General features: G+C 72.4%; 14 protein-coding genes and 1 pseudogene. 8 read left to right on the forward strand and 7 right to left on the reverse strand.

Going from position 1 to position 23728, the window contains the following annotated elements:
• Positions 1–66: 66 nt before the first annotated feature.
• Complete coding sequence (locus IEY99_RS31610) at positions 67–963, forward strand: GNAT family N-acetyltransferase (RefSeq protein ID WP_189207774.1); 897 nt, start codon at positions 67–69, stop codon at positions 961–963.
• A gap of 44 nt (positions 964–1007) precedes the next feature.
• Positions 1008–1505, forward strand: a complete 498-nt coding sequence (locus IEY99_RS31615; protein WP_189207775.1) for a peptidoglycan-binding domain-containing protein — start codon at positions 1008–1010, stop codon at positions 1503–1505.
• 58 nt (positions 1506–1563) lie between these two features.
• Here the strand turns inward: IEY99_RS31615 and IEY99_RS31620 are convergent, their stop codons facing one another.
• Complete coding sequence (locus IEY99_RS31620; protein WP_189207776.1) at positions 1564–3294, reverse strand: AMP-binding protein; 1731 nt, start codon at positions 3292–3294, stop codon at positions 1564–1566.
• A gap of 745 nt (positions 3295–4039) precedes the next feature.
• Here IEY99_RS31620 and IEY99_RS31625 point away from each other — a divergent pair.
• Complete coding sequence (locus IEY99_RS31625) at positions 4040–5482, forward strand: hypothetical protein (RefSeq protein ID WP_189207777.1); 1443 nt, start codon at positions 4040–4042, stop codon at positions 5480–5482.
• 357 nt (positions 5483–5839) lie between these two features.
• On the opposite strand, the gene IEY99_RS31630 is transcribed toward IEY99_RS31625, so the two are convergent.
• Both IEY99_RS31630 and pgfA read right to left on the reverse strand, forming a co-directional pair.
• Positions 5840–8074 carry a penicillin acylase family protein gene (locus IEY99_RS31630; RefSeq protein WP_189207778.1) on the reverse strand — a complete coding sequence of 745 codons (2235 nt, stop codon included), beginning with the start codon at positions 8072–8074 and terminating at the stop codon, positions 5840–5842.
• Between the two features lie 92 nt (positions 8075–8166).
• Positions 8167–9243, reverse strand: a complete 1077-nt coding sequence (gene pgfA, locus IEY99_RS31635; protein ID WP_189207779.1) for a cell envelope lipid trafficking protein PgfA — start codon at positions 9241–9243, stop codon at positions 8167–8169.
• 111 nt (positions 9244–9354) lie between these two features.
• Between pgfA and IEY99_RS31640 the strand changes: the two genes are divergently transcribed.
• Positions 9355–10554, forward strand: coding sequence for an acyltransferase family protein (locus IEY99_RS31640; RefSeq protein WP_189207780.1), 1200 nt, complete (start codon positions 9355–9357; stop codon positions 10552–10554).
• Here IEY99_RS31640 and IEY99_RS31645 read toward each other — a convergent pair.
• Entirely contained in the window at positions 10443–14666 is a 4224-nt protein-coding gene (locus IEY99_RS31645) for an alpha-(1->3)-arabinofuranosyltransferase (RefSeq protein ID WP_189207781.1), read from the reverse strand. The two genes, IEY99_RS31640 and IEY99_RS31645, sit on opposite strands and share 112 nt — an antisense overlap.
• A 187-nt stretch (positions 14667–14853) precedes the next feature.
• On the opposite strand from IEY99_RS31645, the gene IEY99_RS31650 reads away from it, so the two are divergent.
• On the forward strand, positions 14854–16020 hold the full coding sequence (locus IEY99_RS31650; RefSeq protein WP_189207808.1) for a glycosyltransferase family 4 protein: 1167 nt from the start codon (positions 14854–14856) through the stop codon (positions 16018–16020).
• Here IEY99_RS31650 and IEY99_RS31655 read toward each other — a convergent pair.
• Together IEY99_RS31655 and IEY99_RS31660 are read right to left on the reverse strand one after the other, a co-directional pair.
• Complete coding sequence (locus tag IEY99_RS31655; protein ID WP_189207782.1) at positions 16005–16181, reverse strand: hypothetical protein; 177 nt, start codon at positions 16179–16181, stop codon at positions 16005–16007. The genes IEY99_RS31650 and IEY99_RS31655 overlap by 16 nt on opposite strands.
• Before the next feature lie 74 nt (positions 16182–16255).
• Positions 16256–17806 (reverse strand): annotated as a pseudogene (locus IEY99_RS31660) (MmpA family trehalose lipid delivery protein); the annotation flags it as partial.
• A gap of 50 nt (positions 17807–17856) precedes the next feature.
• Between IEY99_RS31660 and IEY99_RS31665 the strand changes: the two are divergent.
• From IEY99_RS31665 to IEY99_RS31675, 3 genes are all read left to right on the forward strand, one after another.
• Positions 17857–19068 (forward strand): polysaccharide biosynthesis protein, encoded by a 1212-nt coding sequence (locus IEY99_RS31665; protein WP_189207784.1) that lies wholly within the window; start codon positions 17857–17859, stop codon positions 19066–19068.
• A gap of 35 nt (positions 19069–19103) precedes the next feature.
• Positions 19104–21575: a DUF5005 domain-containing protein gene (locus tag IEY99_RS31670; protein ID WP_189207785.1), complete on the forward strand. Its 2472-nt coding sequence runs from the start codon at positions 19104–19106 to the stop codon at positions 21573–21575.
• A gap of 156 nt (positions 21576–21731) precedes the next feature.
• Positions 21732–22115 carry a hypothetical protein gene (locus tag IEY99_RS31675; RefSeq protein WP_229799437.1) on the forward strand — a complete coding sequence of 128 codons (384 nt, stop codon included), beginning with the start codon at positions 21732–21734 and terminating at the stop codon, positions 22113–22115.
• A 77-nt stretch (positions 22116–22192) separates the two neighbouring features.
• Here IEY99_RS31675 and IEY99_RS31680 read toward each other — a convergent pair whose 3' ends face one another.
• The gene (locus IEY99_RS31680) at positions 22193–23716 is read right to left on the reverse strand and encodes an AMP-binding protein (protein WP_189207787.1); all 1524 of its coding nucleotides are present in this window, start codon (positions 23714–23716) and stop codon (positions 22193–22195) included.
• Between the last annotated feature and the right edge of the window lie 12 nt (positions 23717–23728).

Genomic DNA, 23728 nt, shown 5'->3' on the forward strand with positions numbered 1-23728 from the left:
CACGGGTCGGGACGGTCGCGGTACCTGCCCGGCCCGCCGCAGCAGCCCGACGGAGGGGACGAGCGAATGACCACCGTGGACCACCGAACCGGGCCGGTCGGCGCCGGCACCGACCAGTCCCGCCGGGAGGCCCGCCGCCGCGAGCTCGGCGAGCTGATCGACCGGGACCCGGCAACCCTGACCGACGGCGCCCTGCTGGTCGACCAGCTGGCCCTGGACAGCCTCGACATGATGACGGTGCTCGGCTGGCTGGGCAGCCATGGCGTCACCCTGGACGCCGGGCGGGACCGGCCGGTCAGCGTCGGTGACGTGCTGTCGCTGATGGACCGGACGGCCTTCCCGGGGCTGTCCATCCAGGTGGCCGACGGGCCCGGGCCGCGCCGGTCCGGCCCTGCCGAGGTGGCGGTGCGGCCGCACTCGTCCGAAGACCCGCTGGCGCCCGTACTGTCCGATCCGACCTTCCGGCTGACGCCGGTGGAACCGGACGACATAGGTTTCCTGTTCGCCCTGGCCACCCGGCCCGAGACCTGTTTCCGCTGGCGGTACCGCGGTGCGCCGCCCTCGCTCGAGCGGTTCGCCGGCGACCTGTGGAAGCAGGTGCTGGTCCAGTACGTGGCCCGTCGTGCCGTGGACGGTGAACCGGTCGGGCACGTGATCAGCTACGGCGCCGACCCGAGCATGCGATATGCGTACCTCGGCGCGGCGTTCCAGCCCCGGTACGTAGGGACCGGGCTGGCCGCCAACGCCGTCGCCGTCTTCGCCCGTCACCTCTTCCACACGTTTCCCCTGCACAAGATCTACATGGAGATACCCGGGTTCAACTGGCCGCAGGTGCGCAGCGGCGAGGGGCGCCTCTTCCAGGTGGAGGGGGTGCTGCGCGGGCACGACTACTACGCCGGCCGCCACTGGGACCAGTACGTGTGCGCCATCTACCCGGACCGGCCCGGCGCGGAGGCCCGGTGACGCCGGAGCGCCGCCGCGTCCACATCCGACACCTTGGAGGAGCCATGACGACAACCGACAACCACCGCCGAACCCTGCTGGCCATGACCGGCCTGACCGCCGGCATCGCCGGCCTGCTGGCCCCGGCAGCCGCCCAGGCGTCGCCCACCGCGGAGCCGCCGGCAAGGCACGGCCAGCCGGAGCCCGCAGCCCCGCCCGCCGAGGCCGCCGCCCCGACCTGCGCGAGCCACACGGACTTCGTGACCGGCACCGGCTACTTCGTCCCGATCCCGAGCATCACCCGCAACGGTGGCGAGAGCAATTGCATCCTGGGGGTCGGGTCCTCCGGAACCGGGGTCAAGGTGCTGCAGGACGCCCTGGTCCGCTGCTACGGGCAGGGCATCGAACGCGACGGCCAGTACGGCCCGGCCACCCGCGACGCCGTGGCCAACGTGCAGCGGTTCTACGGGCTGACCGTCGACGGTACGTACGGTCCCGACACGCGAGGCGCGATGAAGTGGCCGAAGTACCGCGAGAGCGACCAGGGTTTCGACCACTGCTGACCAGCCGTCTCAGCTGCCGCAGGGCCGGTCGGGCGCCGGCCCTGCGGCGCAGCCTCGGTCACGGGGTCCCGGCAGGGCCGGCCGGCGGGCTCTCCGGCTCCAGTTCGCCGGCCAGGAACTGCCGGCGGGTCTCGGCCCGCCGCAGCTTGCCGGAGGAGGTTCGGCCCAGTCGCCCCGGCGCCAGCACGGCCACGGCCGCCGGCGTGAGCCCGAGCTCCGCCGCGACGGCGGCGGTCACCGCGGAACGCACCGCAGCGGCCTTGGGCCCGTCGGACCAGGCACGGGACTCGACGGCCACGGCCAGCCGGTCGCCGGCGAGCCGGTGCCCCGACTTGTCGCCGTCGTCCGGCACGGCGAACGCGGCCACGCCGCCGGGGCGGACTCCGGGCACCTCGCCCGCGACGGCCTCCACGTCCTGCGGGTACACGTTGCGGCCGGCGGCGAAGAGCACGTCCTTCACCCGGCCGCAGACCACGAGCTCACCGTCGGCCAGGTACCCCAGGTCGCCGGTTGCCCGCCAGCCACCCGGCGGGCCCGGCGGCTCGCCCCAGTAGCCGCGGACGACACCGGCCCCGGCGACCTGGACGTGCCCCACCCGGCGCTCGCCCAGCGGCCGCCCGGTCACCCGGTGCACGACCCGCACCCGGCAGCCCGGCACGGGGGGTCCCAGCCGGGCCAGCGCCCGACCCGGGCGGGGACCGCCGGCGGGGACGGCGTACCCCCGCAGCTCCAACTCGTCGGGGTCGACCACGTCGAACTCCAGCCCCGCACCGGGCCGGGAGAAGCTCACCGCGAGGGTCGCCTCGGCGAGCCCGTACCCGCAGATCAGGACGGACGGGTCCAGGCCGTGCCGGCGGGCCGCGGCGGCGAACCGGGTCATCAGCACCGGATCGACCGGCTCCCCGCCGGTCAGCGCGAAGCGCAAGGAGTCCAGCCGCAGCCCCGTGTCATGTCGTGGAAGCGCGCCCAGGAGGCGGGTTGCCAGCCCCCAGGCGAAGTTGGGGGCGGCCGTCGCCGTCGCCCGGTACGCGGCCACCGCCTCCAGCCAGCCCAGCGGCCGGGCCGCGAACACCGCCGGCGGCTGCAGCACCAGCGGGCAGCCGCAGGACATCGGAAGTGCGGCGAAGCCGACGAGCCCCATGTCGTGGTACAGCGGCAGCCAGCTCAACAGGCAGCCGTGCACCTCCGCGTGGCGGGTCGCCACCCGGATCGACGCCAGGTTGGCGGCGAGGTTGCCGTGCGTCACCGGTACCCCGCGCGGCTGCCGCGTGGAGCCGCTGGTGTACTGCAGGACCGCGAGATCGTCCGGGGCGGGCGTCGCCGGCGTCGCCGGCTCGTACACCGCGGCGTCCGCCACCGCGGCGTCCAGATCGGCGGTCGGCGCGGCCGCGGCCAGCTCGGGCCGCAGCCCGGCCAGGGGCACCCCGACGAGTACGAGTCCGAGCCTCCCGTCGGCGATGGTTCGGCGCAGTTGCGCGACGTACGCCGCGTCCGCGCGCCGGACCGGCATCGGCAGGACCGTGACGGCGGCACCGGACAGCCAGACACCCTGAATCGCGGTGACCAACCCGACGCCGGTGTCGGCGAGCAGGCCGACCCGGCTGCCCGAGCCGACGCCTCGACCGCGCAGCAGGGTCGTCAGCCGTCGAGCCCGGTCGTGGACGGCGGCCCAGGTGACCGACCGGACGCCGGCGTCGCCACCCAGTACCGTCAGGGTGCCCGGGCCGCCGCGGCGCTGCGCGACAAGGTCGACCACCGTGGCTGGATCGGTACCGGCTATCGAGGTCACGTCGTCGTCCTTCCGTCTGCTGGAGGCGCGGGTCGGGCAACGGGCCGCGCGAGCGCCAACCGCGGTCGACGCGGCCGCTGCGCACCGAGGATGGCCGGCAGGCCTTGCGCCGTACTTGCGCGACCGGACAACACCGGCCCCGGCGCGACGCCAGCGGCCGGCTCGATCGGATGTGGTCAAGTCCGGTCCGCACCGGCACCTCAACGTGCAGACTCCCCAGACATGGGCGGCCCCGGTTCGGGACATCCGTAGCGGTGCGAGCGGCGGCAATGCTGGTCCGAGCCGTGACGCGCGTGGCACGAATGCGTCACGAGGAATGACCCTCCATCCGGACGGTGTCAGCTTCGCGACGTCGAGAAGCGACCGGGGAGAGGCATACCGGATCGTGGCGGCGAAGGTCGCGCTCATCCGTCACCACCTCCTAGCAGCAGACAGCGACCCCTTCGCGACATCACCGCTTCACCCACAGTTACGAGCGACCTGTGACTCTCCGTCTTGGTCGACTGGCCGGGCGTACCAGCGAAATAGTCCGAACGCCCGAATAGCCCCTCATTCCCGGTGCGGGGTAGCTTGTCGCGGCGTCACGGGCGGCCTGCGCAATCGCCGTTCGCAGTTCCCCGCGCGTGGATCGTGCTCGGGGCCGTGGCGGCACGAGTTCATTGCGAAGGGATCGTTGGTGTTCACAGGGAAGTTGACCCGAGCTGTCAGCGCACTGTTGCTGTCAGTGACGTCTTTCGGTGTTGTCGTGCTCACGCAGGCGTCACCCGCGCAGGCCGCCAAGTACTGCCAGCCCGGGGACAACTCCAGCTGGCCGGACTTCGAGGTCGACTACGAAGACGAGAAGCGGAAGACCGGCGACTTCATGTACCGCGCCTACCTGCACGGCGTCGGGATCGAGCTGGTCACCGACTCGGGTAACGCCTCGGTCTATGCCCACGCGGTCAGCGGCCTGCGAGCGGGCGACATCCTGTCGATCGACCGCACGAACTTCACGGTCGACAGGGTGGTGGGGGAAGCCGCCTGGGGGAAGACTTGGGACGGCGACGCCCTCCACTTCTTCCGCGAGACGTACACCATGGAAGCGCACGGCACCTGGGACTACTGCGAGAGGGCCGCGGCGACCGATTGGGACATCCTGTTCAGGTCTGAGGGCGTGAGGACGGCCCGCATCGACGGGTCGAACCACTTCGTGCGTCCGTGCCTCCGTCGCGGTGGGCAGCTGCAGTGCTCCAACATGTGGTACGGCGACATGGACGGCGCCGTGCGCCCGCCCCTCCCGAGCTCCCCGACCTGGGCCTCGCCGGTGAACCCGCCCGAGGAGGGCTTCGGGACCGCCCCCACCACGACCACGACCCCGCCGGTGGCCTTCCAGGCCAACACCGGTTTCCTCTACACCCACAGCAACGTCGGAATCACCACCAACACCGGCTACGGCATGGCGGCCGGCACCAGCCCGGCGACCTCCGACGGTCAGACCGCCTTCCAGGCCAACACCAGTTTCCTCTACACGCGCAGCGCGAGCGGCGTCATGACCAACACCGGCTACGGCATGATGGCCGGCACCAGCCCCGCGATCTCCGGCGGTCAGGTCGCCTTCCAGGCCAACACCGGCTTCCTGTGGACCCGTAACACCGCCACGGGCGCGACCTTCGACACCGGGCTGGGCATGATGCGCGGCACCAGCCCGTCCATCGCCGGCAACACCAGCAGCTGGCGCATCGCGTTCCAGGCCAACAACGGCTTCCTCTACACCCGCGACTCCAGCGGCGCGATCGTCAACACCGGCTACGGCATGATGGCCGGCACCAGCCCGGCGATCACCAAGCTGTCCAACGGTACGTACGCGATCGCCTTCCAGGCCAACACCGGTTTCCTGTACGTCATGAACACCGGAGCCGCGTCCGACACCCGGTACGGGATGATGGCCGGCACCAGCCCCGCGATCACCGCCTCGGGTACCGGTTTCACCGTGGCGTTCCAGGCCAACACCGGCTTCCTGTACACCCGCAGCAGCACCGGTGCCACCACGAACACCGGCTACGGCATGATGCGCGGCACCAGCCCCGCGATCCGCGGCTCCCGCCTCGTGTTCCAGGGCAACACCGGCTTCCTCTACATGCGCGACGGCACCGGCAACGCCCTCGACACCCGCTACGGGATGATGGCCGGCACCAGTCCCGCCGTCTGACCGCCAACCCACACCGCTGCCCCCGCCCTCCCGGCGGGGGCAGCGGCCGTTCAGCCCGCCGCTGGACCGCGACCCGTGCGCCCTACCTGGCGGCCCGAGAGGTAACCCCTCGCATCGCGGCAACTGCATCCACCTTTGTCACTCGCTTGGGTGTCTGGCGTCTACTAGTCGTGTAGCCATGCTGGTGGCATGGCATGTGCGCGTCACCGTTGTTGGGTGCCCATGAGGTGCGCCTTCGTCTCGGCGCAGTGAGCCGGCAGCGGGCCTACCAGATCTCCCACCGCAGCGACTTCCCCGCTCCCCGGCCCGGACCTGGTTGGCCGACCGGACGAAGTCATCCGTCCCAGCCGGGCACGGTCATGCGCCCGGCCGGTACGTCCGCTCGACGTGGCCCCGGAGATCCTCCGGGTAGAAGTAGACCGGCCGCAGGTTCCCGCTCGCGTACCTGATCGCCTGGTCGGTGAAGTGCGGCGACCAGGGATGCCCGCTCGCGCCGCCCGCCGTCACCGCCCAGGCGCGCAGCCTCGGCCCGAACTCGACGACCGCCACGAAACTGTTGCCGCTCGTGCCGTAGTACCGCTTCGTGCCGGGGTGGCGCCTCGCTCCGAACGAGGCGAGGGAACCCCACTGGGCGGAGGTGAAGGGCACCGGGATGCTCGGCTTGGAGTCGTCGAACGTCTGGACGATCGCGCCGTCGTTGCGCTGGAAGCGGTTGATCTCGCCCCAGGGGACCTGCCAGCCGCCGAAGTCCTGCCGCAGCCGGTTCGCCGCCTCGTCGAGCGCGGTCAGCCGCTGCGCGTCGGTGGCGCGCTCGTCCAGGTAGTCCCACATCGACATGCCGGCGTCGCGCGCCGCCTGGGCCAGCGGCGCCCACAGCGCCTCACCCCAGAACACCGCCAAGGAGGTCGCCATCGATCGGGCCCCCCACCGGTAGTCCCAGTGGCGCAGCAGCCGGACCGGCCCGGCGAGCCGCGCCTTCTGGGTGCTGCCTTGCGGCAGCTTGTCCCACGCCGCTACCAGGCCGGGCACGAGGCGGGCGAAGGCGGTGAGGTACGGATCGAAGGCCGCGTCGATGAGCGTACGCGGGGTGAAGTGCCGCCGCGCCGAGAGCACCCGGATCGCCTGCGGACCTCGCGGGTTCTCGCCGGCGGTGTCGAAGTAGCGCGGATAGTCCTCGGCCTGGGGGCTGTCCGGGCCGGCCGCGGTCCACGGCCAGTTGTTGGTGTTGAACGTCCAGCCGTTCCGTGGGTTCACCACCTGTGGCAGGCTTTGCAGACTGTGCAGGCCGCGCCAGTCGGTCGCCGGGTCGCTGCCGTCGACGGGCCGCCGATAGTCGAAGCGGTCGTCGCGCACCGGCATGAACTGCGGCACCAGGAAAGCGATCTCGCCTTTCCGGTCGGCGAACACGGTGTTGTTCGAGCTGTTCGCCTTGAGGCCGGCCACCTGGAGGAAGTCCGCGTAGTCGCGTGTCTTGGTACGCAGGAAGCTCTGCTCCAGCGCCTGGACCGGTTTGTTCATCAGGGCGAACGCGATCCACTTGCCGTCCGCCTCCCGCACGATGGGGCCGTGGTGGGTGGCGAACGTGGTGAAGCTGCGTTCTGCCCGGCCACCGTCCGCGGTGCGGTACGACAACGTGATGGTCTTGGTCGTCACCGGGCGCAGCGCGTCACCGTAGCGGTAGTAGCGGCGGCCGCCGGCCCGGCTCACGATGGTCTCGGCGAACTCGTCGACGTTGTCGACGCCGCTGGAGGTGTGCATCCATCCCGCGTACGCGTTGAAACCTTGGTAGATGAAGAACTGTCCCCAGGTCGCCGCGCCGTACACGTCGAGTCCTTCGCCGCTCGTCACATGCTGTTCGGAGCGGAAGAAGAAGCTGGTGTGCGGATTGATCAGCAGCAGCGCGTGCCCGTTGCGGGTGTGGCTCGGTGCGATCGCGATGCCGTTCGAGCCTCGGGGCTCGCGGAACAGCAGCCCGAGCTCTTCGGAGGTCATCGGCAGCGGGCGCTCGCCGTAGAACGACTCCAGCTGGCTGAGCGGCACCCGCTCGATGTCGCCGCCGATGCTTCCCTCCGAGAAGCTCAGCGGCATCCACGGCTCGAATCGCTCGATCACCCGCGGACGCACCTCGCGATGCGTCGCCAGGTAGTAGTTGAGCCCGTCCGCCCACGCCCGCATCAGCCGGCGCAGCCAGCCGGGGCAGCGCGCATACGCCACCTTCAGCGAGCGTGGGTCGACGAACAGCCGCTGGCGCAGGTCCTGCCAGATCGCGCTTTCGCCCTCGGCCTCGGCGAGACGGCCGAGACTGGTCAGGTAGTTGCGTTCGATCCGGGCGAAGTCGTCCTCGGCCTGCGCGTACATCATCCCGAACACCGCGTCGGCGTCGGTGCGCCCGACCACGTGCGCGATACCCCAGTCGTCGCGCGTGATGGTCACCCGGGCGGCCCACCCGCGCCAGCGGGCGAGGTCCGTCTGCTGCGCGGCGGACGCGCTGCCGTACGGCAGACCCGCCGTGACCACCGTGGCGCCCGCAGCAAGTCCCGCTGCGCCACCCAGTACGCGACGCCGGCTCAGCCCTTCGGTCTGCTGGCCCATCCCGGCAATATATCGCCAACCATCGATCAATGGGCGGCCGACGACCGGGCCCCGCGCCCTGGCGCGAGGCGGGACCCGGTCTGCCGGATCGGTCAGGCCGTGACCTTGCCGTCCTCGTCCGCGGAGACCTCGTTCTCGCCGGTGATCTCCTCGTGGCGGCCACGGGCGGCCTTGCGGCCCGTCGCCCGCATCCAGGGTCCGACGACCAGCAGGATCGCGCCGAGCACGGCCAGGCCGATCGGCAGCCAGAGGCTGATCAGCTGGATCTGGCGCTTGCTCTCACCGGCCGACGCGACATTGTGCGACACCGTGTCGGGGGTGTAGACGAAGTCGCCGTGGAGGAGCTGGGTCGGCGCGCCGACGTTCGGCACGAAGGTCTTGCGCTGCTGCTCCGACACCTTGATGAAGTTGCCCGTCACCGGCTCGACCCAGATGGTCCGGACGTTGCTGTACCTGACCTCGCCGCTCGTGGCGGTCTTGGCGAACGCGCCGATCAGCGACTTGATCCGCTCCTGCGAGAAGGTCAGCGCCGTCTCCGGGACGACCTGCTCGAAGCGGTACACCTCGAGGCCGTCGATCGTCTGGGTCTCCTTGAACTCGATCGGCAGCGCCTTGCGCAGGTCACGGTCGAAGTACTCGTAGTTCTTCCGCTCCGTGCCGAACGGGAACTTGTAGAGCTGGCCGGTGTAGGAGACCGGGTCCGGAACGGCCGGCGCGGCCACGTCGTTGAGCCGCTGTCCGTCCCACCCGACGGCGGAAGCGCTGTCCCGGTCGAGGGCGATCAGGGCCTCGTACTGGCTGATCGTCTCGTTCCGCTCGGTCCAGACGACCGTGCCGAGGCCCCGCCAGACGACGGCCTCGCCCGCGAGGTCACCGGTCAGTTCCCGGTCGGTGGTGTCCGGCAGCGGAGAAATCTCGGTGGTCGACTGCAGCGTGCCGGTCTTGATCCCGACTTCCGGCGCGTCGCCGCCCTTGGTGTACAGGAACTGGGCATTCTGCGCCTGGGCGACGCTCGGCCGCAGGCAGTCCTGCTTCACCGTCGCCGTGCACAGCTTAAGGTCGTACGGAAGCCGGGCAACCGACGGCGCGACGAAGAACGCGAGCCCTGCAGCGATCACCACGGCGAAAACGCCGGTGCCGAACAGGACGACACCCAAGCGAGCCTTCATTGAACCTCCCCTTCAGCCGGCCGACTGCTGTCCCGCGTGAGGGGTGCTGTCGCCGATAATGGCCGGGAGGTTACTCGCCGGTTACATAATTACGGAACCCTTGGACGGGCAATGTCTGCGCCAATTTCGACTGCCACGCTGCACCGCGTCCCCGCTCTGGACGCGGTACGGGTTATCGGCGCGCTCGCGGTGGTGGGGCACCACGTCGGTTTCGCCACCGGGTTGAACACCGGTGGCGGGCCGTGGAGCGGCTGGTTCGCCCGGATGGACGCCGGGGTGGCGGTGTTCTTCGTGTTGTCCGGATTCCTGCTGTACCGGCCCTGGGCGCACGCTCAGGCGTCCGGCGAACCCCGTCCCGGCACCGGCCGCTACCTCTGGCGACGGGCCATGCGGGTGCTCCCGGCGTACTGGGTGACGGTGGTGGTGTGCCTGCTGGTGCTGCCGCGCAACGACGACGCCACCCCGGCCGACTGGGTCCGGCACTTCACGCTGACCCAGATCTACGGGCCCGACCACCTGCAGCACGGCCTGAGCCAGACCTGGAGCCTGGCCACCGAGGTGGCGTTCTACGCGCTGTTGCCGCTGCTCGCCGCGCTGCTGATGACCGGGCGCGAGCGAACGGGACGGCCGTGGGCGATCGTCGCCGGCGGGTTCCTGATCACCGGCACGTGGGTGGCGCTGATCGGCGCGGGGGTGCTGGCCGGAAGCCTGCACACCATGTGGCTGCCGGCGTACGGCCTGTGGTTCGGCAGCGGCATGGCGCTGGCCGCGGTGCATGTCGCCCTGCGGCACGGGCACCGGCCGCGCTGGCGTTTCCTGGACGAGATCGCGGCGGCGCCGCTGACCTGCTGGGTGGGCGCGCTGGCGGTCTACGCCATAGCCACCACGCCGATCGCCGGTCCCCGGGACCTGGCCGAGCCGACCGCCACCGAGTTCGGGCTGAAGCTGCTGCTCTACGCCCTTCTGGCGATCCTGATCCTGCTGCCGCTGGCGTTCGGACCGCACACCCGGACCAAGGAGATCTTCGGCGGCGGCGTGGCCCGGTGGCTGGGCACCGTGTCGTACGGCCTGTTCCTGTGGCACCCGTTCGTGCTGGAGGAGCTGTACGCGGTGACCGGGCGCCCGGAGTTCACCGGGCCGCTGCTGTCCACGTACCTGATCACCGTGGGCGGCGGGCTGACGCTCGCCGCCCTCAGCTACTACCTGATCGAGAAGCCTGCCCAGCGTTTGAGCCACCGCTGGCCGGGGACGCCGCGGGCCAGGACCACGGAGAGCCAGAGCACCACGGTGGAGCCGAGCGCGGTCAGCTGAGGCAGCGCCGCGGTGTGCCCCTCGAGGCGCATCGCGGACAGGCCCGCCAGCGCGAAGAATCCGACCGGCAGCAGCCAGCCGGCCAGCCGGCCGAGCCGGCGCAGCCGCCGGTCCTGCTGGTCGAGGTACGGCTGGAGGATCCGGGTCACCAGCACGGCGGCCGTGCCGAGCAGGGCCAGGCCGGCCGCCGCCACCCCGCCCACGGCCACCAGCGCGACGCCGCCGAACAGCACCGGCAGCAGCAGCCGGCGGCGTCGGCCGGACGCGGGCGCCGGCGCGGGCGGACCGCCCCGGACCCGCCCGGCCAGGGCTCCGGCCACCGCGACACCGGTGAGGAGCAAAGCGCCGCCGATGATGGCGGCACGGTAGAGCCGGTCCGGCCCGAAGCGCAGCACCACCTCGCCGCTCGCGCCGGGCGGCACGAACCACGCCTGCTGCCAGCCGTCGACCACCACGGACGGCAGCGCCTTGCCGTCGATGCTGGCGGTCCAGCCGGCGTTCGCGTTCTCCCGCAGGGCGATGACCCGCTGGTGCGGGTACGCGTTCAGGTGCAGCCGGCGGGTCGTCGCGGCCCAGGCGTCCACCCGTACCGGGGTCCGGAGGCCGGCCCCGGCCGCCGCGGCGCCGACGTCGCGCCATGGCACCACGACGCGCCGGTTGCTCGCGGTGCCGCCTGTCAGCGGCGTCATGACCAGGCTGCTGGGCGTGCCCAGCTTCGAGGCGGTGGCCACGATCCGGGTCTCGCCGGAGGCTACCGGCACCGGGTCGGCCGCGCCGGCGCCGCACACCTCAGCCTCGACCTCGCGCAGTTCGAGCAGGTCGCGGCGGCTGGCGACGAGCGCCGTGGCGCGGGCGACGCCGTCCACCACGACGTTCGGCCCGCTGCCACAGCCCAGGTCGACCTTCGTGGTCTCCGGCGCCCGGGCCGGCGCGGTGTCCGGCAGCGCGGTGAACTCGCCGACCGCCACCGGCAGCTCCCGCTGCATGTTGCGGTACGGGTCGTAGGACGCCGCGGTCACCGTGTCGGCGATCAGCACGGTCAGCTCGTCGGTGGTCATCGGCGGGTCGAAGATCAGCGTCCCGCCGTCGTCCAGGAAGCCGTTGCGGACGTCGCCGTCGCCGATCGCGGTGATCTGCCACGGCCGGGCCGCCGCGGTCTCGGCGCCGACCGTCAGCCGCACCCCGGAGATCTTCCTGGCCGCCGGCCAGACCATCCGCAGCCACGGATGCTGATCCTCGTCGGCGGCGTACCAGGCGGTGTCCGGATCGCCGTCGGCGACCGCGCCGGGGCGGGCGGCCGGTTCCAGCACGCCGATGCTGGACGCGGTGACGCTCGGGGTGATGCCTTCGGCCACTGCGGCTCGCCCGCCGGCGTCGAGCAGCGCGTTGAGCGCCGAGCCGGGACGCGGGCGGGCCTTCACGGTGAGCCCGTAGGGCGCGGCGACCGGCACGGTAGCGGTCCGGTCGATCCGGGTGCCGTCCTCCGAGGCGCGGGCCAGGTCGCCGTTGCAGACCGGGCGGCCGTTCACGAAGTAGCAGGCGGGCACGGCCGGCGCCGCGGTGAAGACCATGCCGGGCGCCACGCCGGCGACCGGGCTGGGCGGCACCACGAGGGTCCGCTCGGCCCGTACTCCGGGAATGGTCAGCTCGCTGATGCCGACGCCGCCGAAGCCCAGGCGCACGTCTTTCACCTCGTCGAACTCGACCCGGATCCGGTCGGAGCGCGTTGCGGTGCTCAGCGGCACCGTCATCGTGGTGCCGGTGACATCCGCGCTGACCGGCGGGTTCGGCCCGGAGGTCACGGTGATCCGGGTGGGTATCGAGTCGGTGCCCAGGTCGAAGGTCAGGCGTACCTCGCGGATCGGCTGGGCGCTCGGCAGGCGTACCTCGAACCACTGCTCGGTGGCGAACGTGCCGGGGGCCGAGCGCCACGAGGTGTCCCTGTCGCCGTCGAGCGCCGCGAACGGCTGGTAGCCGGGCCGCGCCCCGACCAGCGGTTGCGCCTCGGCGAACGAGCTCGAGGCGGTGACCGCCTCGATGCCCCGGTAGTCGACCACCGTCTCGTTGCCCTCGCTCCACGCGGGCAGGTAGTCGCGGGCCGGCGCGCCGAGCCGGGCCTGCTCGCCGGCCTGCATGGTGGCCGAGGCGCTGTCGTGCGACAGGCCGAAGGACACCTCCTTGCGGCGCAGCCCGTCGGTGAGCAGCACCGGCCCGTCGTCGGTCTCCTCGGTCCGGTCCCCGGCCAGCACCGTGGGCCCCGCCGGCAGGACTCCGGCGGCCTCCGCGTCGAGCACCGACTCCGGGCCGCCCACCACCGTGGTGAGATCGCGCGAGTCGTACGCCACCACGGGCGCGACGGACGGCGTGACCTCCCAGACCTCCAGCGCCCGGACCCGCGGGTTGAGCCCGTTGTCGACGAAGATGCCGGGCAGGTTGCCGCCGCCCAGGTACGGGCCGAACCCGGCGACCTGGCGCAGTCCCGCCGAGCGGGCCAGCGACTGCCGGACGATCGCCGGCTGGGTGGCGCCGGAGCGGCCGTAGTCCAGGTCCGAGCGCAGGAGCAGATAGCGCACCCCGGAGCGGGACAGGAACCGTGCCAGCCCGGCCGAGCCGGCGCCGCTGGTCAGGGTGTGCTCGATGGCGTCCAGGACCCGGATGGTCTGCGGCGGAGTGAGCGGGATCGAGCTGCGTACGCCCCACCGCTTGTCGAGCAACGGCTGGGTGATCTCGTCACTCGGGCTGCCCCACAGGTAGCGCGGGAAGCGGCTGCCCGGGATCACCAGCACGTGTTCGCGGTCGAGGTGCCGGTTGAGCCAGCCCGACGCCTGCTGCCAGTAGCCCGGCACGCTCTGGAAGCTGCCCTGCGCGGCCAGCCCGCCGCCGAGGGCGGGCGCCGCCACCCCGGCCACGCCGATCAGGGCCAGGCCGGTCAACGTGGCCGCCCGCCACCGGGCCGGGCCGACCCGCGGGCCGGTGGCCGTGCGCGCGGCCCGGGCGAACACCGTGAGCAGGTGCGCCATGCCGAGGATCAGCGGCAGCCGGACGATCACGTCGAACTTGTGCACGTTGCGCAGCGGTGCGCCGGCGCCGTCGAGGAACGCCCGCTGAGACTCGGCGAACAGTCCGGAGACCGTCCCGACGTGCCCGAGGCCGACCAGGGCCAGGCCGACCAGCAGGCCGGTGATCAGGAACCACCGGTGCGGCATGCCGCGGCGGGCCAGGCCGGCGATGCCGAGGCCGGCCACCACCAGGGAGGCCAGGACCAGCGGTCGCTCGGTGGCCAGCCGCCAGCCGGCTGTCCACGGCGCGCCGAACGAGCTGCTCAGGTACGCGTGCCAGTGCGACGCCCCGCGCAGCACCGAGACCATGTCGGTGGGCGCCGTGGTCACCGTCCCGGTCTCGATGTAGTCCAGGAACGGCGGGCTGTACCGGCCCAGCAGCAGGAGCGGCACCACCCACCACGCGGTGGCGCAGCCGACCGCGATGCCCCAGGCGACCAGCGCCTTGATCCGCAGCCGGGCCGGACGCAGCCCGAGCAGCCAGAGGCCGGCGAGCGGGATCACGGCCATGACGGCGGTCGCGTTCACGCCGCCGGCGCAGGCCACGACCAGGGCGGACCGGGTCACCGAGCGCAGCAGCGGTGCGCCGTGGGCGAGTCCGACGAGCGGGACCAGCACCCACGGCGCCAGCGCGCTGGGCCACGCCTCGACCGAGATCGGGCCGAGCTCGGTGATCATCCTCGGGGAGAGCGCGAAGGCGGCACCGGCGATCAGCCGGGCCCACGGCGAGCCGATGCCGAGCCGCTCGGCCAGCTTCACCAGGCCGGTGCACGCGACCGTCATGACCACGGCCCACCAGAGCCGCTGGATCACCCAGGCCGGGATCGCGAGCAGCTTGCCGGCCAGGAAGAACGAGCCCATCGGCCAGAGGTAGCCGTACGCCTGGTTCTGCAGCTGCCCGAAAGTGCCGGCCGGATCCCAGACGTGCAGCGCCCGGGCCAGCCATCCGGCCGGGTCGACCGCCAGGTCGACCTTGGTGTCGATCACGGTGAGGCCCGGATCTTGCAGGAACGCCAGCGCGGTCAGGCCCAGACAGGCCGTGACCAGGCGCATCCGCCAGACCGAAGGCGGAACGCTACCACCCACTTCGGCGGCGCCGGCACGGTTCAGTGGGTGATGCATTCTCCTCCTTTTCGCGGATGTGGGGCCCTCGGGAGCCCCATAGTGTGACGCGGCCAACAAATGTTACTCACCAGTAGAGGTGAATGTGGACATTCCAGCCACCGCGCAGCGGCACGTCATGTTCCTCAACTGGCGGGATACTCGCAATCCCCATGGTGGCGGATCCGAAGTTTACGTGGAGAAGATCGCCGAGGAGCTGATCCGCAGGGGATACCGGGCCACGCTCTTCTGCGCAGCTCACAGCGAGGGTCCGGCGGCTGAGACGACCGCCGCCGGGCTGCGCGTGCTGCGCCGCGGCGGCCGGCACACGGTCTACCTGCATGCCGCGCTCACCTACCTGCTCGGCATCGCGGGCTTCGGCCCGCTGAGCCGGCGCCGCGGTGGCCGGCCGGACGTGCTGGTCGACGTCGGTAACGGTCTGCCCTTTCTGTCGCCGTGGTGGTGCCGTCGTCCGGTCATCGCCCTCGTGCACCACGTGCACCGCGAGCAGTGGCCCGTCGTGCTGACGCCGCGCCTCGCCCGGATCGGCTGGTGGATCGAGTCGTGGCTGGCGCCGCGGGTCTACCGCCGGTGCCGCTACGTCACCGTCTCCGCCGCCACCCGCGACGAGCTGGCCGTGCTGGGCATCGACCCGGAACGCGTCACGATCGTGCACAACGGCACGCCGGAGATGGTCCCGGCCGCGCCGGTGGCCCGTACGCCGGAGCCGTCGCTCGTCGTGGTGGGCCGCCTCGTGCCGCACAAGCGGGTCGAGATGGCGCTGGACGCGGTGGCCGCCCTGTCCCCGCAGTTCCCCGGCCTGAGCCTCGTGGTGGCCGGTCAGGGCTGGTGGGAGGACGAGCTGCGGGAGTACGCGGAGAACCTCGGCATCGCCGGCCGGGTGCGGTTCGCGGGCTTCGTCAGCGACGAGGAGAAGCGCGTCATGATGAGCGAGGCGTGGCTCGCGCTGACTCCCTCGCTCAAGGAGGGCTGGGGCCTCACCATCGTGGAGGCGGGGGCGGTGGGCACACCGAACATCGCGTTCCGGGGCGCCGGTGGGGTGGAGGAGTCGCTCGTCGACGGCCGGACCGGCCTGCTGGCCGAGGACCAGGCGGACTTCATCGCGAAGGTACGGCTGTTGCTCGCCGACGACGCACTGCGCACCGAGATGGGCAGCGCGGCGCGGGCACATGCGGACCGGTTCACCTGGCCGTCGGCGGGGGAGAAGTTCGCCGCTCTGCTGGAGCAGCCGAGGGCGGTCCCGGCGCCTCGCACGCCGGGACCACGCACTCACCTGGTGCCGTAGACGCCCGTCTGCAAGACGTCCCGGGTCACCTGTTCCTCGTTCACGCTTCCCGCCGTCGCTTCCGACGAGCCGGCGAGGCTGTTGACCAGCGCCGCCGTACCAAGCGCGCCCAGACTGAGGGCGACGACCCCAGCTAGGAGCAGCGGAAGGGCTCTGCTCATCATGTGACTCCTTTTCGACGCTTGTGGGCTGTGCGTGGGCGGGGACGCTACCACCTAGTAACTTCCCTGCGAAGAGGGTTCTCGTACAGGTCTAAGTACGGTCCGTCGTGCATCAGCCGCAGGCCGGCCAGGGCGGTATCCGGCACCCGGCCCCCTCCGGCGACCTGCTGCACCACCACCCAGCGCACCCCCAGGCCGGACAGCGGAGCACCGGAGGCGAGGGCCTGCCGGACCGCGGTGGCCCGCCGGTTCTCCCCGGCCACGACCACCTTGCCCACGACCAACCGGTCGTCGGTCACCACCTCGGCGTCGAGATAGCGCGGCAGCGGATCCAGCACGGTCCGCCGGAGATTCCAGGAGTAGGTGTGATAAGCGGCGAACGGCAGGGAGAGCACCTGACCCGGGCGGTCGGCGACGATCCGGGCCACCGCCGCGAAGTCCGCCGGGTAGGGCACCGGCCGCAGCCGGCCGGCGGCGCCGTAGGCGAGATCCGGTTGCGAGGCCACCGGCAGCAGCAGGATGCCGGCCAGCACCACCCGCGCCGCGCTCTCCTGACCCGCGCGATCCCGGGCGGTGGCCGCGGCCCGTTCCGCGCCGAGGGCCGCCAGCAGGCAGAGCAGGAGAGCGTACGGGAGGACGAACTTGTGACCGTCGCGCAGGATGCCGCCCCCGGGCACCGTGGCGACCAGCCACTCCAGTGCCGCCCGGCCCCCCGGCAGCACCACGAACGCGGCGATCAGGAAGCCGCCGCCGGCCAGTGCGAGCAGGCGTGCCGCGACGCCGGCCGGCCAGCGGTCCCGCAGCGGACGCCAGCCGGCCACCGCGAGCCCGACGAGCAGCGCAGTGCCGAGGGGAGCCAGCACCGAGGCCCGGCTGGGCAGCGTGGTCTGCGCGTTCCAGATCCCGCCGGTGCCGGCCAGCGCGCCCAGCGGACCGCTCCAGCCCTCGCCGCGGACGGCGAAGGCCGCGACGCCGGCCGGGTCGCTGCGCGCGTCGGCGTCGGTCAGGGCGGCGGCGATCAGCCAGGGCGCGTTGAGCAGCGCCGTCGCGGCCACCGCCACCGCGCTCAGGACGGTGCGGCGGGCGGCCAGCACCGCGACGGCGGCCAGGGCGAGCACCCCGCCGGTCGGGGTCACCGCGGCCAGGGCGCCGAATCCGAGCAGCGCAGGCAGGGCGCGGCGGTCACCCTCGCGAACGCGCAGGGCGGCGGCCACGATCCAGGGCAGGGCGGCGTACGCCAGCAGCAGTCCCCACTGCCCGAGCAGCAGCCGCTCGGCGAGGTACGGGGTCCACGCGTACGCCACCGCGGCGACCAGCCGGGTGCCGAGCCGCCCGGCCGGGACCAGACGGCCCGCGCCGAGCGCCGCGAGGAGCAGCGCCGCGGCCAGCACCACCCGCTGCAGCACCCAGCCGGGCACCACCTGGGTGGCCAGGGAGACCAGCGCGTCCAGCGGGACCGCCCGGGGCAGCGTGGCCGACGGCGCCACAAGTTCCCAGCGCAGTGGCTGACGTGGCACGAAGACCATGTCGTAGGAGAGGACGTAGCCCGGCGCGGCCAGCGGCGCGAGCACCAGGACGGTGACCACGAGCGCCGTCGCCGGGAGCGCGAGCCGTCGCAAAGACACGACCTAGTTTGATCCACGCGACAACGACGACGGGACCGGGACGGGCAGGAATGGCGAAAGGTAACGGCATCGGCACGGCGGGACTCGCGGTCACCGCCGCCGGCGTGCTGGCCAACGCGCTGGCGTACGTCGTACCCGTGCTCGGCGCGCGCACGCTCACCGCCGCCGACCTCAGCGCGCTGGCCACGCTGCTCGCAATGACCGCGATCGCCGGGGTGGCCAGCACCGGACTGCAGATCGCGGTGGCCGTGCACCGGGCCCGCTCGGGTCCGGTGCCCACCGCCCGGTCGGCGCTCTACACGGTGCTCGGCGCGGCCTGCGCCCTGCTGCTGGCCATGCCCGTCGCGGTCGCCGTGCTGCACCTGCCGGCCGCGGCGACCGCGCTGGCCGCGGTCTCCACGGTGGGCGTGGTCGCAGCCGGTCGCTGGCTCGGCGAGATGCAGGGCGACCAGCGGTTCGTCCCGCTCGCGACGGGCATCGCGGTCGTGGCCGGCGGGCGGTACGGCGGTGTCGTGCTGGGCCTGGCCGCCGGCGCCGGGCTGACCACGTCGCTGCTCATCGGCGCGGCCACCGCGATCCTGGCCCTGCCGGTGCTGCACCTGCTGGCCCGCCGCGAGGGCGTACGTCAGGAAGGCGAACCGCTCCCGCTGCGTGCCGTGCTGACCGCCGGCGGCGCGACCCTGGCCATGCTCGTCGTCTCGTACGCCGACCTGCTGCTGGCCCGCCGCTTCCTGCCGCCCGACGCCTCCGGTGCGTACGCGGTCGGCACGGTCCTCACCAAGGGAGCGCTCTGGGCGCCGCAGGTGGTGACCATCCTGGCCCTGCCCCGGCTGGCCCAGGGCAATCGGCGCACGCTGGGGCTCGGCCTGCTGCTCGTCGGTGCGTGCGGCGCCGTGCTGGTGTCGGCCGCGGCCTTCGCCGGCGACCTGGCGTTCCGGCTCGCCGGCGGCCCGGACTACGCGAACCTGGGCCGGCACGCCTGGATCTTCGCGGCCACCGGCGCCTGCTACGGCGTGGTGTTCATGCTGGTCAACGCGCAGGTGGCGGCCGGGGCGAAGTGGCCGTCGGCGCCGCTGTGCGCGGTCACCGCGGTCTTCGTGGCCGTCGCCTGGCTCGTGCTTCCGCACACCGTCGAGGGCATCGCGCTGGGCGCGCTGGGCGCCGCCGTGGCCGCCTTGATCCTGACGGGCGGGCTGGTAGCGCGACGCGTCCGGACAGCCGTTACCGAAGTGCGATCCGAAGATGAAAGCCTTCCGGTGTAGCGAGAATCGGACGGGGGCCCGACGAAGTGCACAGGGTGGTGCGGCGAACGCTGGGTTGTGTCCTGGCGGTCTCGCTGGCGATGGTGGCCATGGCGGCGGCAGCGTCACCGGACTCGCCGGCCGATGACGGCGGGATCGCCGCCGGCGAGCTGACCGCGATGTTCCAGCGGTACGGCGACACCTCCGGCACCTGGCTCGGCGCCGACCGGACGGCCTCGGTGCCGCTGCCGGACGACCGGACCCTCTGGCTCTTCTCGGACACGTTCCTCGGGAGTCCGGGCCCGGACGGCTCCCGGCCCCGCACCTCCGCGCTGATCCACAACTCGGCGATCATCCAGACCGGTACGGAACTCGGCCCGCTGCGCGCCGGCGGTACGCCCGGGAAGCCGACCTCGCTGGTGCCCACCAAGTCGGACGACGAGTTCCACTGGGTGGGCGACGCCGCGGTCACCGGGGGTGCGGCGCAGGTGCTGGTGAACCGCTATCGGCGTACCGGGGCCGGGCCGCTGGACCACAAGCTGACCGGCACCGGGCTCGCCACCTTCGAGCTGCCCGGCCTGTCTCCGGGCACGGTCCGGGAGCTGCCGCTGGGCACCCGGATCTCGTGGGGTTCCGAGGTCATGCCGGACGGCGAGTGGACGTACGTCTACGGCACCGAGGCCGCCGGTGACATGAAGTTCGCACACCTCGCCCGGGTGCACGGCACCGACCTCACGCACTCGTGGGAGTTCTGGACCGGCTCGACGTGGTCCACCGCGGAGACCGAGTCGGCGCGGCTGCTCAGCGGCGTCGGGACCAACTATGGCGTACGCCGGGTCGGCAGCCACTACGTCCTGGTCACCCACGAGAACAACCTGACCTTCAGCGCGGACTTCGTGGCGTACACCGCGACGTCTCCGACGGGGCCGTTCGGCGGGCCGCACTATCTGTTCAGCGCGCCCGAAGTCCGGGCCGGGCACATCGTCTACGACGCCGACCTGCACCTCCAGCTGGCCCGCAAGGGCCGGCTGCTGATCTCTTACAACGTCAACAACCTGGACGAGACGGTCACCTACTCCGACGCCAGCATCTACCGGCCCCGGTTCGTGGAGGTCGAGTGGCCGCCGCCCGGTTCCTCGGCCCGGCGCCCGGCGGCGCCGCAGGGACTCACCGCCACCGCCGACGGTGCCGGCACCGCCGGCCTGGCCTGGCAGCCGGTGCGCGGCGACGGCATCACCTATCGGATCTACCGGCGCGACGTCACGAACGGGCAGACGCACTTCGTGCGCATGCCCGGCGAAGGACCTGGCCAGGCGACGAGTTTCCGGTCCGACTTCCTGGTGGACAGGCACGACTACGAGTTCGCGGTGACCGCCGTGTCCGGTCACCGGGAGAGCCCGCTGTCGGCCATCGCGACGATGCGGGCCACCGTGCCACCCCCGCGCGCCCCGACCGGGGTGCGTGCCGAGTCGCGACCGGACGGCCGGGTCACCGTGCACTGGGAGCCGATCCCGTTCGTGCAGCTGTTCAAGGTGTTCGCACGGGACCTCACTGCCGGACAGGTGAAGGCGGCGTCGGCCGGCGCGTACCCCGGCCTGAGCGCCACGATCGGCCCGCTGCGACACGGCCACCGGTACGACATCACCGTCGTGGCCGTCGGCGGAGGCGGCGACAGCAAGCCGTCCCGGCCCGTACGCATCAAGCCCACCGTGGCCAAGCCCCCGGCACCCGCCCGGCCCACCGCCGAGGCGCAGTCCGACGGCTCGATCCGGCTGGTCTGGCAGCAGGTGGCGCCGGAGCTCGGCTACCGGATCTACCGCCGCGACCTGACCCGGGGCGAGACCCGGTGGGGGCCGCCGGGCCTGGCGATGGGCACCACGTTCGACTCCGGCCCGCTGATCCATGCCCACGAGTACGAGTTCGCGGTCGCGGCGGTCAACGACGGCGGGGAGGGCCCGTGGTCGCCGACGGTGACCGCCCGGGCGGAGGTCGCCGCCCCGGACGAGGTGCCGGCGCGGCTGAAAGCCCAGGCCGGTCCCGGCCTCGCCGAGCTGACCTGGCAGTCCACCGGCTCGGCCTGGTACTGGCTGTTCCGGCGCGACGTGACCGCCGGCGAGCAAGACTTCGTCCGCGAGCAGGTCCCGGTCGAGGGCACCCGGGCGACCGTGCACAACCTGATCGACGGCCACGTGTACGAGTTTCAGGTGGCCGGGTTCACCGCGGGCGGCGTCGGCCCCCGGTCCAAGGCGGTCAGGGTGCGCATCCCCGCGGCCATGCCGACGTCGATCGTGGCCCGCAGTGACGCTCCCGGCGAGGCCACCGTCACCTGGCAGGAGAACCGCGGTGGGCTGATGTACCGGATCCAGCTGAGGGATGCGAGCGCGGCCGAGGACTGGCGTACGGACCCGTTCCCGGTGTACGGCAACCGCTTCCAGACGGCCTTGCTGACCAGCGGGCACCGGTACGAGTTCCGGCTTGTGCTGCCGGACCAGTCGGTCTCGCCGATCGCCGCCACCACGGTGAAGTGACGAGCGCATCAGCGAGGCGAGTCGTTGCGGGGGACCGGTTCTCTGCCCGGAGCGACGCCGGCACGCAGCCCGGTGGTGCCGAGCGGCTGCGGATCTGATGTGCGGGCGGCTGTGCTCAACCTTCAGGGTTGTAGCTGGTGCCCCGAGCCTGTGTCAGTGCTCGTCCCAATGATCGCCGTGTCGAACGTGCCGGTGTCCTTCGTGCAGATAGTCGGTGTGGCCCTCGTGCGGGATGGCCGGGTGGCCGCACCCGTCGCCATGGACATGCTCATGCGGCTTCGGGTGTGCGGCGTGCTCTGCCGGGCCGCACTCCTCCCAGTGGCCCTGTGTCCAGCGATGAACGTGACCATCGTGGACATAGTCGGTGTGGTCGTTGTGTCGGAAGCCGACGTGACCGCACTCCTCACCGTGCTTGTGGTCGTGCTCAGCATGGACCTGATGCTGTGGCATCCTCGGCCCCTTTCGGTTGTGGCCGGTTCGGCACCACCTCACCGCTCATCGTCCCTCGTCCCGCGCGAATGCTCGTTGCCCGCGGCGTAGCTTTCACAAAGAGTTCTTATTCGGCGACACCCGCGCATGGCCTTCCGTCGCCTCCCGACCTGCACCCCTCCGGCCGGTCAGTTGACCTTGCGCTCGCGGCCGGCCCAGTAGGGCTCGCGGAGCTTGAACTTCTGGACCTTGCCGGTGGCGGTGCGGGGCAGCGCGTCGAGGAACGCCACCCGCTTGGGGCATTTGTAGCCGGCGAGGTGGCCGCGGCAGTGGGTGATGACGTCCTCGGCGGTCAGCGGCGTGCCGTCGGTGACCACCAGCGCGGTGACCAGCTCACCCCAGGTGTCGTCGGGGATGCCGATCACCGCGGCCTCGCGGACCGCCGGGTGCGAGGCGAGCGCGTCCTCGACCTCGATCGAGGAGACGTTCTCGCCGCCGGTGATGATGACGTCCTTCTTGCGGTCGGAGATCGTCAGGTACCCGTCGATGAACGTGCCGCCGTCGCCGGTGTGGAACCAGTTGCCGGCCTGTGCCCGGGCGGTCGCCTCGGGGTCGTCCCAGTACCCGTCGAGGTTGGTGTTGGACCGGGCCAGCACCTGGCCGTCGGCATCGGTGCGGATCCGGGTGCCGAGCGCGGGGGCGCCGGCCCGGCCGAGGAGGCGTGCCTGGTCGTGCGGGTCGAGCTCGGCCCATTCGGCGCGCATCCGGTTGACGGTCAGCAGCGGAGCGGTCTCGGTCAAGCCGTAGATCTGGATGAACTCCCAGCCCAGTTCGGCGCGGATCCGCTCGATGGTCCGGGTGGGCGGCGGGGCTCCGGCCACCACGATCCGGACCCGGTCGCGGCCGGGGATCTCCCCGTCCCAGCGCGCGGCGGCGTCCAGCACGGCCGCCACGACCGCCGGCGCCGCGCACAGGATGGTGACGCCGTGCCGGTCGATGCGGCGCAGGATCTCGCCGCCGTCGACCTTGCGCAACACGATGTGCCGTCCACCGAGGCCGGTCACCGCGTACGGCATGCCCCAGCCGTTGGCGTGGAACATCGGCAGGGTGTGCAGCAGCACGTCATGGTCGGACAGGGTGGTGTGCAGGGCGAAGGTGACGGCGTTGATCCACAGGTTGCGGTGGGTCAGCCGGACGCCCTTGGGGCGCGCCGTGGTCCCGGAGGTGTAGTTCAGCGTCGCGACGGCCGACTCGTCGCCCGCCCACGGCGCCGGGTCGGCCGTGCTGCCGAAGAGGTCGCCGTCGTCGCCGAGGACGAAGACGTGCTCGGCGGTGACCGTGTCGAGCAGGTGCCGCAGCTCCGGGTCGACGAGCAGGACGTCGGCGCCCGAGTGCTCGACGATGTACCTCACCTCGGGAGGCGACAGCCGGAAGTTCACCGGGACGAGGATGCGACCCCACCCGGAGACACCGAAGAACGACACGAGCAGGCGGGCGGCGTTGTGCGACACGATCGCCACCCGGCCGCCGACCGGTACGCCGAGCGCATCCAGCGCGGCCGCCTGGGCCCGGGCCAGCCGCGCGACCTCGCGATAGGTCAGGGGTCCCCACGAGGGCGCGGGCTGGTCTGGCTCGTCGACGACCGCGACACGGTCGGGATACACCACCTCGGCGCGATCGAGGAAATCGCGCACGCCCAGGTCGAAGAACACGAGACGCTCCCT

The sequence above is a fragment of the Couchioplanes azureus genome (assembly GCF_014648355.1).
GTDB classification, from domain to species: domain Bacteria; phylum Actinomycetota; class Actinomycetes; order Mycobacteriales; family Micromonosporaceae; genus Actinoplanes; species Actinoplanes azureus.

Bases quoted from the DNA above. Each gene is read 5' to 3' on its own strand.
- IEY99_RS31640 (WP_189207780.1), top strand. From the start codon at position 9,355: ATGTCTGCGCCAATTTCGACTGCCACGCTGCACCGCGTCCCCGCTCTG.
- IEY99_RS31645 (WP_189207781.1), bottom strand. From the start codon at position 14,666: ATGCGCCTGGTCACGGCCTGTCTGGGCCTGACCGCGCTGGCGTTCCTG.
- IEY99_RS31665 (WP_189207784.1), top strand. From the start codon at position 17,857: ATGGCGAAAGGTAACGGCATCGGCACGGCGGGACTCGCGGTCACCGCC.
- IEY99_RS31615 (WP_189207775.1), top strand. From the start codon at position 1,008: ATGACGACAACCGACAACCACCGCCGAACCCTGCTGGCCATGACCGGC.
- IEY99_RS31655 (WP_189207782.1), bottom strand. From the start codon at position 16,181: ATGAGCAGAGCCCTTCCGCTGCTCCTAGCTGGGGTCGTCGCCCTCAGT.
- IEY99_RS31630 (WP_189207778.1), bottom strand. From the start codon at position 8,074: ATGGGCCAGCAGACCGAAGGGCTGAGCCGGCGTCGCGTACTGGGTGGC.
- IEY99_RS31650 (WP_189207808.1), top strand. From the start codon at position 14,854: ATGTTCCTCAACTGGCGGGATACTCGCAATCCCCATGGTGGCGGATCC.
- IEY99_RS31610 (WP_189207774.1), top strand. From the start codon at position 67: ATGACCACCGTGGACCACCGAACCGGGCCGGTCGGCGCCGGCACCGAC.
- pgfA (WP_189207779.1), bottom strand. From the start codon at position 9,243: ATGAAGGCTCGCTTGGGTGTCGTCCTGTTCGGCACCGGCGTTTTCGCC.